This window comes from Phenylobacterium sp., assembly GCF_037968635.1.
In the GTDB taxonomy this organism is placed as follows: Bacteria; Pseudomonadota; Alphaproteobacteria; order Caulobacterales; family Caulobacteraceae; genus Phenylobacterium.
In genome coordinates, this window is sequence record NZ_JBBKVV010000178.1 from 1 (window position 1) to 9,421 (window position 9,421).

The 9,421-nt window shown below is 69.6% G+C and carries 10 protein-coding genes; 3 read left to right on the top strand and 7 right to left on the bottom strand.

Annotation, left to right across the window (positions count from 1 at the left end):
• The 3 genes from AAC997_RS19270 to AAC997_RS19280 form a co-directional block, all read left to right on the top strand.
• A partial coding sequence (locus AAC997_RS19270; RefSeq protein WP_340647326.1) for a CGNR zinc finger domain-containing protein occupies positions 1 to 416 on the top strand: 416 nt, incomplete at its 5' end.
• A gap of 314 nt (positions 417 to 730) precedes the next feature.
• Positions 731 to 1,789: a helix-turn-helix transcriptional regulator gene (locus AAC997_RS19275; protein WP_340647327.1), complete on the top strand. Its 1,059-nt coding sequence runs from the start codon at positions 731 to 733 to the stop codon at positions 1,787 to 1,789.
• Positions 1,790 to 1,895: 106 nt separating this feature from the next.
• A complete protein-coding gene (locus tag AAC997_RS19280; RefSeq protein WP_340647328.1) occupies positions 1,896 to 3,029 on the top strand; it encodes an acyltransferase family protein in 1,134 nt (377 codons plus the stop codon).
• Between the two features lie 169 nt (positions 3,030 to 3,198).
• Here the strand turns inward: AAC997_RS19280 and AAC997_RS19285 are convergent, their stop codons facing one another.
• The 7 genes from AAC997_RS19285 to AAC997_RS19315 form a co-directional block, all read right to left on the bottom strand.
• The gene (locus tag AAC997_RS19285) at positions 3,199 to 3,645 is read right to left on the bottom strand and encodes a VOC family protein (protein ID WP_340647329.1); all 447 of its coding nucleotides are present in this window, start codon (positions 3,643 to 3,645) and stop codon (positions 3,199 to 3,201) included.
• Between the two features lie 180 nt (positions 3,646 to 3,825).
• Entirely contained in the window at positions 3,826 to 4,176 is a 351-nt protein-coding gene (locus AAC997_RS19290) for a hypothetical protein (RefSeq protein ID WP_340647330.1), read from the bottom strand.
• An 8-nt stretch (positions 4,177 to 4,184) separates the two neighbouring features.
• Positions 4,185 to 5,588 carry an ATP-binding protein gene (locus AAC997_RS19295; RefSeq protein WP_340647331.1) on the bottom strand — a complete coding sequence of 468 codons (1,404 nt, stop codon included), beginning with the start codon at positions 5,586 to 5,588 and terminating at the stop codon, positions 4,185 to 4,187.
• An 81-nt stretch (positions 5,589 to 5,669) separates the two neighbouring features.
• The gene (locus AAC997_RS19300) at positions 5,670 to 6,341 is read right to left on the bottom strand and encodes a response regulator transcription factor (protein ID WP_340647332.1); all 672 of its coding nucleotides are present in this window, start codon (positions 6,339 to 6,341) and stop codon (positions 5,670 to 5,672) included.
• A gap of 134 nt (positions 6,342 to 6,475) precedes the next feature.
• The gene (locus AAC997_RS19305; RefSeq protein WP_340647333.1) at positions 6,476 to 8,041 is read right to left on the bottom strand and encodes a Do family serine endopeptidase; all 1,566 of its coding nucleotides are present in this window, start codon (positions 8,039 to 8,041) and stop codon (positions 6,476 to 6,478) included.
• Positions 8,042 to 8,177: 136 nt separating this feature from the next.
• Positions 8,178 to 8,624 carry a cytochrome c-type biogenesis protein gene (locus AAC997_RS19310; RefSeq protein WP_340647334.1) on the bottom strand — a complete coding sequence of 149 codons (447 nt, stop codon included), beginning with the start codon at positions 8,622 to 8,624 and terminating at the stop codon, positions 8,178 to 8,180.
• Positions 8,621 to 9,421: cytochrome c-type biogenesis CcmF C-terminal domain-containing protein (locus AAC997_RS19315; RefSeq protein WP_340647335.1), on the bottom strand; the 801-nt coding region annotated here is incomplete at its 5' end. The genes AAC997_RS19315 and AAC997_RS19310, both read right to left, overlap by 4 nt.

Sequence of the window (9,421 nt, forward strand, 5' to 3'; positions counted from 1 at the left end):
CGCAGGCCGTCGCGGCCCTGGCCCGGGCCAAGGTCCTGCGCGAGGCGATGTTCAGCCTGGTGGCGGCCCTGGCGTCGGGACGCGCCCCGTCCGAGGCCCACCTGGCGTGCGTCGAGTCGCACTGGCGGGCCGGGGCGCTGGCCCGCGAGCTGCGCGTCATCGAGGGCCGGGTGGTGGTCCGACCGCGCAATGATGCGGGAGGCCTCGACCTGATCGCCGATGTGGTGGCACACCGGATGGTGGAGCAGGTGCTGCCGGCCCCGGCGCGGCGCCTGCGCCTCTGCCAGGGCCCCAACTGCGCGTGGACGTTCCTCGACACCTCGAAGGCGGGACGCCGACGCTGGTGCGACATGGCGGTCTGCGGCAACACCGCCAAGGCGCGCCGCTTCCAGGCCCGGTCGGCGACCACGACCTGAGGTCCGGATAAGCGGATGGAGATCGCGCCGATCCGTCCGCGAACTGCGGGAATGGGTGGCGCGCGAACCTATTGGCGTGCGCCGGCCTACATCCCCGGGGCGGAGATGACGACGCTCGGGAACTGGTGCGCCGGGCCGTTCATGACGCCGGAAGGTCGAGCCTCCTGGGCCTGGTTGTCACGGGGCGGCGCCTACGACTGCGATGCAGGGAACCGCAGGCACGCCGCAGGATTTGCCGCCGCGCCCAGGGCGGGGAATAGTGCGCTGGGCTTCCGCCAAGATGAGCGGGTGGGCGCAGGCGCGGGGGCGGATAGGTGAACGGGCCGCTGATCTTCCTGGCTGTGGAGGTCGCCACCATCGTCTGCGCGCTCTTGCTGGCGGTCCGGGTGATGGCCAGCCGGCCGCGCCTGCGGACCGCGCAGCTGATGGCGCTGATCGCGGTGAACACGGCCTGCGCTGTGGTGCTGGCCCACCAGGAGTACGGATACTGGGCGCCGGCGGCGTTCCGGATCGATGTGGGCCGCTGGGCGGCGGTGCTGAACCTGGCGCGCAACCTGACAGCCGGCCTGATCATGCTGCTGTGCTTTTCGCTGTTCACCGACCGGCGGCGGTTTCCGCGCGGGCTGCTGATCCTGTTCGCCGCGCAGGTGGGCCTGGAGATGGCGGCCTGGTCGGCCTGGCCGGGGCTCGCCCCCCTGCCCGCCCTGATGCAGGCGCTGTTCGCGGGCCTGGCGCTCCATTGGACCGCCGCCGACTGGCGCGTGGACCTGGTGGAGAGCCGGCGGCGCGCGCGGGCCGTGACCTTGGGGGTCGTCGGCCTGGTCACCCTGGTGTCGGGCCTGCTGACCCGGGTGGTGATCGCCCCCGACAGCGCCGCCAGCTACGCCGTCCATGTGGGCCTGACCTGCGCCTACCTGGCGGTCCTGGCGAGCGTCCTGTTCCAGATCACCAGCGGGGATGTCGGCCGGCGGCTGGACTTCGGCGCGGGGGCGGAGCGGGCCAAGCCGCCCGGCGAAGCGGCGCCCGACCCCGCGTTGGCCCGGCTGATCGACCTGCTGGAGACCGGGCGGGTCTGGGAGCAGGAGGGACTGTCGCTGAAGGGATTGGCCACGCGGGTCGGCCTGCCGGAATACCGGCTGCGCAAGCTGATCCATGAGGAGCTGGGGGACCGCAACTTCAACGCCCTGCTGCACCGATACCGCATCGCCGAGGCCTGTCGGCAGCTGGCCGACCCGGCCGTGGCCCGCACCCCGATCCTGACCATCGCGCTCTCGGTGGGCTACGCCTCGGTGGGCACCTTCAACCGGGGTTTCCGGGAGATCATGGGGGTCGCCCCCTCAGAATACCGCGTCACGGCGCTGGCTCCGAAATAACAGCACCAGATTCTGCAATCGGCGGAGGTTTGCAGAAATCGGCGCGCCTGCGCCACGCCCGCCCTGTCAGACGCCATCAGCTTTCGCCGTCCGACAGGAGCCTCCGATGGACACCCGGAAATACTATCTCGACTGGCTGCGGGTGATCGCGTTCGCCCTGCTGATCTGCTTCCACGCAGGCCTGCTGTATTCGCCGTGGCACTACAATCTGAAGAGCCCGCGCCTGGTCCCCGGCATCGAGCAGGCGCTGCTGATCTTCAGCGTCTGGCGGATGCCGCTGCTGTTCCTGATCTCCGGCGTCGCCTCGACCTTCCTGATCGGCAAGCTGGGGACGGGCAGGTTCGCGCTGGACCGGATCCGGCGCCTGCAGCCGGTGATCCTGTTTGGGATGCTGGTGGTGATCCCGCCCCAGGTGTGGATCGAACTGTTCTCCAAGGGCGTGACCCAGGACAACTACCTGCACTTCTGGTGGACCGCCTACCTGCCCGCCGACCAGACCCTGGCGGCCCCGCTCGGCAAGACGTTCCCGACCTGGGATCACCTGTGGTTCCTGGTCTATCTGCAGGTCTATCTGCTGATCTTCGCCGCGGTGGTGGGGCTGGGGCGGTTGCTGCGGATGATCCCGGCCACGGCCCCCGCCCTGCCGCTGGCCCTGATGCTGGTGGCGCCGGCGCTCTGGCTGGCGGGCGCCAATGTCTGGATCGACGCCGGCCATCCCCTGAACCACGGCCTGGTGGACGACTGGGGCGGGCACCTGAAGTGGATCGGGATGTTCGCGACGGGAATCGCCTGCGCGCATCAACCGGCGTTCTGGGCGACCCTGCGGGATCACCGCTGGCGGTTCGCGGGCGCGGCCGCCGTGCTGCTGGGGGGGCAGTTCGCCTCGGACGGCCTGGTGTGGAGCGCGGTGTCGGGGCTCTACGGCTGGGCGGCGATCTGCACGCTCTGCGGCTTCGCCTACCGGTATCTGAACCAGCCCTCGGCCCTCCTGAGCCACCTGAACGAGGCGGTGCTGCCGGTCTATGTGCTGCACCAGCCGATCCTGCTGCTGGGCGCCTATTGTGTGTTCCCGCTGGGGCTTGCCTTGCCGGTAGAGGCGGCGGTGCTGGTGGGGGTGACGGGGTTTGGGTCGCTGGCGATCTATGAGGGGCTGATCGCGCCCTTCGGGGTCAGCCGGTTCCTGTTCGGGGTGAAGGCCAAGCCAGGTGCACCACGAGGGGCGGTCGTGGCGCAGGCCTGATGCTCCCCTTCTGGGGGAGCTGGCGCGGAGCGCCTGAGGGGGACTTTGACCCTTGTTTGGGCGGTAGGTGTCGACGACGTCGATCCCCCTCCGTCCCGGACCTGCGGTCCGGGCCACCTCCCCCACATCGGCGCTGCGCGCCTGGGGGAGGATCTAGGGGCCATGTGGCTCACTTCCTGACGAAGGCGCAGAGCTTGTTGCCGTCGGGGTCGCGGATGTAGGCGGCGTAGAAGACCGGGTTCATGCCTTCGCGGACGCCGGGCGGCCCTTCGTCGGCTCCGCCCATCTGCAGGGCGGCGGCGTGGAAGGCGTCGATGGCGGCGCGGTCTTCGGCCAGGAACGAGAGCATGACGCCGTTGCCGGCGGTGGCGGGCTGGCCGTCGAAGGGGCGGGTGAGGAAGAAGCGTCCCCGGTCGCCCTCGCGGACATAGCCGGTCCAGGTCTGGCTGGTGGTGTCGCGCACCGCGCCGAGCGGCGCGAACACCGCGTCATAGAAGGCCGTCGACCGGTCCATGTCGTTCACGCCAAGCGTCGTATAGGCGATCATCCTCAAGCCCTCCCCCTTATGATCCAACCCGCTCATCCCGGCGAAGGCCGGGACCCAGGTGAAACCCACTCCAATCTCATAGCAAACCTAGGCTCGGTTGGGGATCGCCTCGAACCGCTCCGGATGAATCTGGGTCCCGGCCTTCGCCGGGATGAGCGGTGTTTTGCGTGAAGACGCGGTGCGACCCCTCATCCGACCGGTCTCCGACCGGCCACCTTCTCCCGCAAGGGGAGAAGGGACACCGAGTGTTCAGTGAAATACGCCGAGCTCAATCAAGGTACGTCTGTGGAACGGAAACGAAAGCGCCCATCCGCCAAGCATCCCGGCGACCCAGAAGTAGAGGAAGCGGTTGGGGTCATCTAGGAAGGGAACGTCGATGCGTTCGAGCCCTGTCAGACCGAACAGATAGGGCTGTGCAATGAGACTCGCGGCCATCAGCGCGTTGATGGCTGCGGAAAGGACCCTGCCGGTGTGGCCCGGCGGCCCCGCGTTCGCGCGAGCCAGGGCCCAATAATAGAGGTTGGCGGAGACGGTGGAGAACGCGAGGAAGAAGAGAACCTCGGATCCAACGTCGATCAGGAATGGGACCGGGCTTGCCACCGTGGCCCCTACCCCGCCCTTGGCAGGATCAGCGCCACGCGCAACCCCGGCCCGATCTCGCCGACCTTGCCGGGGCCTTCGGCCAGTTCCAGGCGGCCGCCGTGGGCCTCGGCGACGGCGCCGACCAGGGAGAGGCCCAGGCCGGCGCCCGGCTGATTGCGGCTGTTTTCGAGGCGGACGAAGCGTTCGACCACGCGGGGGCGGTCTTCCTCGGGGACGCCGGGGCCGGTGTCGGTGATGGAGAACTCGACCTCGCCGGAGGACCGGCGGCGCACGCGGAGCATGATGGCGCCGCCCGAGGGCGTGTACTTCACGGCGTTGTCGAGCAGGTTGGCGAGCGCCTGGGCCAGGAATTCCTGGTTGCCGCGCGCCTGCAGGCCATCGGACATCTCGGCCTTGAAGTCGAGGCCGGCGTCCTCGCACAGGGGCTCATAGAGTTCGGCGATGTCGGCGGCGAGCTGGGCGGGATCGAAGAGGATCTGATCGGGCGCCTGGCCGGCGGCCTGGAGGCGGGCGATGGCCAGCACCGCGCCGAAGGTCTTGAGCACCCCGTCGGTATCCTCCAACGCTTGGCCGAGCGCCTGTTCCGGGTCGCCCTTGCCGGCCTCGACGTCGAGATAGGCCACTTCCAGGCGGGCCCGCAGGCGGGTCAGGGGCGAGCGCAGGTCGTGGGCGATGGCGTCGCCGGCGTGGCGGTGGCCGGCCATGGAGCGCTCCAGCCGGTCGAGCATCTCGTTGAGGCCCTCGGCCAGTTCGTCGAACTCATCGCGGGTTCCGCGCACCCGGGCCCGGGCCCCGAGGTCGCCGTTGCGTACGGCGGTGACCACGTCGGTGAGGCCCGCCATGCTGCGGCTGACATTGCGGCTGACCAGCACCCCGCCCAGCAGGCCCAGGATCACCACCAGGGTGCCGGCGCCGCGCAGGGCGTTGACGATCTTGCCGACATAGGCCTGGTCCTCGGAGATGTCGGCTCCGACGAACAGGATCTCCCCGCCCCGCAGGTGCTCCTGGAAACCCCGGGCCGGATGCTTGATGGGACGGCCCTGGGCGTCGAAGTCGGTGACCGAGAAACTGGCGCGGGCCGGAACGGCGTTGATGTCCTCCAGCGGCGACTCGGCGATGGAGCCGGAGATGCGCGTGCCGTCCGGCTTCATCAGCAGGTAGAGGAAGGGCCGCTCGCTGGCCGCCCGCTCGATCAGCGACTGGTTGACGGCGTCGACCCCGGCCCGGTCATAGGCCGCCACCAGGGAGTTCATTTCCCGGGTGATGTCCTGGTCGGTGCGCCGGGTCGCCTCGCCGGCGGTGGCGACATAGATATAGGCCAGGAAGGCGCTGGCCGCGGCCCCGAACAGGGCCAGGAACAGCAGGGTCAGCCGGAAGGGCGTCGTGCGGAACAGCCGCGGGAGGCGCATGCCGGGGGACATCTAGGCGGCCATTTGCGTGATCCTTCTCCCCTTGCGGGAGAAGGAAGAGAGAAGGGTCGCCATCGAGCCCTACGGCTCCAGGCGGTAGCCCGCCCCGCGGACGGTCTGCAGCATGGCGCGGTCGAAGCCCTTGTCGATCTTGGAGCGCAGGCGCGAGACGTGGACGTCGATGACGTTGGTCTGGGGATCGAAGTGATATTCCCAGACCTTCTCCAACAGCATGGTCCGGGTCACCGACTGCCCGGCGTGGCGCATCAAGAATTCCAGCAGCTGGAACTCGCGGGGCTGGAGGTCGATCTCCTTGCCCTGGCGATGCACCGAGCGGCCGATCAGGTCCATCTCCAGTTCGCCGACCCGCAGCAGGGTCTGGACCGAGCCGGTCTCGCGGCGGCGCGACAGGGCCTGAACCCGGGCGCTGAGCTCGGCGAAGGCGTAGGGCTTGACCAGGTAGTCGTCGCCGCCGGCCTGCAGGCCCGCGACGCGGTCGTTGATTTCGCCGAGCGCCGAGAGGAACAGGACCGGGGTCTGGTCGCCCTCGCGGCGGATGGTCTCCACCAGGGTGACCCCGTCCATCTTGGGCATCATGCGGTCGACGATCATCACGTCGAACTCACCGTCGCGGGCGGCGGTGAGCCCCTCCTCCCCGTCGGCGGCGCGGACGCAGACGTGGCCGCCTTCGGTGAGGCCGCGGTCCATGGCCTCGGCCGCCTCAAGGTCGTCCTCGACGATCAGAATCCGCATCTCAAACCCCCAAGCCTCTCCAGTTCAAATCAAGCCATTCGAACTGGTCACTGGCTCTATCTTCTGTTGGTCGCGTGACGGGCGCCAGAACCGGTGTCCACTTCTGGCTGTCACGCTCTCGAATCCCCGGCAGCTTAGCCGGAAACCTTGAGCGGCAGGAAGGTGGTGCGGCCGGCGCGATAGACGCCCACCAGGATGCTGGGGCGGCCGCTCTTTTTCGCGGCGTCAACGGCGCTGGAGAAGTCCGAGGCGGTGCTCACCGGACGGCCGCCGGCCACCGTGATGACGTCGTTCTTGCGCAGGCCGCGCTGAGCGGCGTCCGACGACTGATCGACGCTGTCGACGACCACGCCGCGCATCGGGGTGTCGATGTTCAAGCGCGAGCGGGCGGCGTCGTCCAGGGGGGCGAGCTTCAGCCCCAGGACGGCGGGAAGCTGGGCCGAGGGACCGGTGGTCCCGCCGCCGCTGCGGGGGCTGCCGGAATTGTCGTTGGCGGCCAGTTCCTTCTCGGTGGGGCGAACGCCGGAGCGGATGTCCACGGTCCTGCGCTTGCCGTCGCGGAGAACCTCGACGTGCAGGGTGTCGCCGGCGCGAGCCTTGGCCACCTCGCGGGTGAGTTCCGAGGAGGTCTTCACGGTGACGCCGTTGACGGCCACCACCACATCGCCGGGGGCGAGGCCGGCCTTGGACGAGGGGCCGCCCGGGACCAGATCGGCGACGATGGCGCCCTTCTGACCCGGCATGCCCTGGGCGTCGGCCATCTCGGAGGTGTAGTTCTGGATCGAGGCGCCGATATAGCCCCGGGTGATCTTGCCGCCCGAGATCAGCGCCTTGGTGGTGGCGTCGGCCACGTCGGCCGGGATGGCGAAGCCGATGCCCACCGAGCCGCCGGAGGGCGAGAAGATCGCGGTGTTGACCCCGATCACCCGGCCGTAGACGTCGAAGGTCGGACCGCCGGAATTGCCCCGGTTGATGGGGGCGTCGATCTGGATGTAGTCGACAAAGGTCTCGCCGATATCACGGCCATAGGCCGAGATGATCCCGGCCGTGGCGGTGCCGCCCAGGCCGAAGGGATTGCCGACGGTGATCACCCAGTCGCCGACGCGGGGCTTGGCGGCGTTCTCGAAGTTCACGAACGGGAACGCATTGCCCTTGACCTTGAGGACCGCCAGATCGGTGCCCTCGTCGCGGCCGACCACGACGGCGTCCAGCTCGCGCTCGTCCTTGAGCACGACCTTGATCTCGTCGGCGTTCTCCACGACGTGGTTGTTGGTGACGATGTAGCCGTCGGCGGAGATGAAGAAGCCCGAGCCCGAGGACTGCTGGGTGGGCAGGCGGGGCTGGCCCTTCTCCGTCGTGCCGCCCTTGTCGTCGTCGCCGTCGTCGCCGCCGTTCGGCGCGCCGCGGGGGATGATGTCGAAGGGCAGGCCGGGGATCTGGCGGCGCAGGGAGGCGGCGTCGACCTTGGAGGTGACGTTGATGGAGACCACCGCCGGGGACACCTTCTCGAAGATGTCGGCGAAGGACAGGGGCGCGCCGGGGGGCGGGGCGAAGATCGGCGCGGTGGAAGCCTTCAGCAGCATGGACCGGTCCAGGGTGCTGTCTGACTTCTCGCCGATCCCGGCGCCGGCGACGGCGGCGGTGGCGATGCTGACGCCGGCGATGGCGCCCCAGAGATAGCCGTTCTTCTTCGAGGTCATAACGCCTTCAATTTCCTTTTGGGCCCCGTGGGGTTCCAACAAACCTAGGTTCCGTGCCTTAGACCGCAACCCGCGTGCAAGTTACGTTTAGGTCACGCTGCGCGCAGCAAGGCGACCGATATTGGGCGCAATCGTGTCACGTCTGTTCCTTATCGGCGAGAACGGCGACCCGGGCCGCCTCCTCCTGCGACAGTTCGGCGTACGGACGGGGGGTGCGAAGGTTCCGCAGCAGCAGCAGGACCCCCAGGAACACCACGACGAAAGGCGCGCCCCACAGCGCCGCGTTACCCCAGGAGAAGGCCGGCTTCAGCAGCACGAACTCGCCGTAGCGATCGGTGAGGTAGGATTTCACCTGGACGTCGGATTTGCCGGCGCGGATCTGGTCGCGAACCAGGCGGCGCAGGTCACCGGCCAGCTCGGCGGTGGAGTCATCGATGGACTCGTTCTGGCAGACCAGGCAGCGGACTTCGGCGAAGATCGCCCGCGCCCGGGCCTCCTGGCCGGGATCGGGCAGGCGTTCGGCGGGGTCAGAGGCCGCGGCCATGCAGAAGATCGCCGCGCAGATGGCCAGCAGCTTCCTCATGCGGGCAGCGCCCGGCGGCCGACGGCCAGGCGCAGGCGGCGGTCTGAGAGCGAGATCAGGCCGCCCAGGGCCATGACGCCGGGGCCGAGGAAGATCAGCAGCGCCCAGGGGTTCCAGTAGGCGCGCACCAGCCAGACGTCGCCGGGGCGACGCTCGCCCAGGACCACGTACAGATGGTTGAAGCCCATGGTGCAGATGGCGACCTCCGAGGTGGTCTGGCCGCCGGTGGGGTAGAAGCGGCGCTCGGGCCGGGGCGTGCAGACCAGGGCGCCGTCCTTGCGGGCGACGATGGTGGCGCGCTCGGCGTCGTAGTTGGGACCGTCGACGCCCTCGATCCGCTCCAGGGTCAGTTCATAGGCGCCCACATTCAGCGTCTGGCCCAGGGACAGGGTCTCGGCGGCCTCGGACTTCCAGCCGGTCTCGAAACAGGCGCCGAGCACGAAGACGCCCAAGCCAAGGTGGGCGAAGGTCATGCCCCAGGCGCCGCGCGGCAGGCCGGTGAGCCTGCGCCAGGTCTCGGCCCCGGAACCGCGGAAGGCCCGGGTGCGCTCGGCCAACTCCACGGCGGCGCCGAGGATCAGCCAGGCGCCCAGGGCCAGACCCGCGCTGGCCAGGGCCTTGCGGGGGCTGACCAGGGCGAAGGCCAGCAGGCCGCAGCCCGCCGCGATCAGGGCCGCCACCCACAGGCGCTGGGCCACGCCGAGCGCGTCGCCGCGCTTCCAGGCCAGCAGGGGGCCGGCCGGCAGCAGGATCAGCAGGGCGGCCATCAGCGGGGTGAAGGTGAGGTTGAAGAAGGG

What these genes read in the sequence shown, in the direction of transcription:
- AAC997_RS19280 (WP_340647328.1), top strand. Translation starts at nt 1,896, where the DNA reads ATGGACACCCGGAAATACTATCTCGACTGGCTGCGGGTGATCGCGTTC.
- AAC997_RS19295 (WP_340647331.1), bottom strand. Translation starts at nt 5,588, where the DNA reads ATGCGCCTCCCGCGGCTGTTCCGCACGACGCCCTTCCGGCTGACCCTG.
- AAC997_RS19300 (WP_340647332.1), bottom strand. Translation starts at nt 6,341, where the DNA reads ATGCGGATTCTGATCGTCGAGGACGACCTTGAGGCGGCCGAGGCCATG.
- AAC997_RS19305 (WP_340647333.1), bottom strand. Translation starts at nt 8,041, where the DNA reads ATGACCTCGAAGAAGAACGGCTATCTCTGGGGCGCCATCGCCGGCGTC.
- AAC997_RS19310 (WP_340647334.1), bottom strand. Translation starts at nt 8,624, where the DNA reads ATGAGGAAGCTGCTGGCCATCTGCGCGGCGATCTTCTGCATGGCCGCG.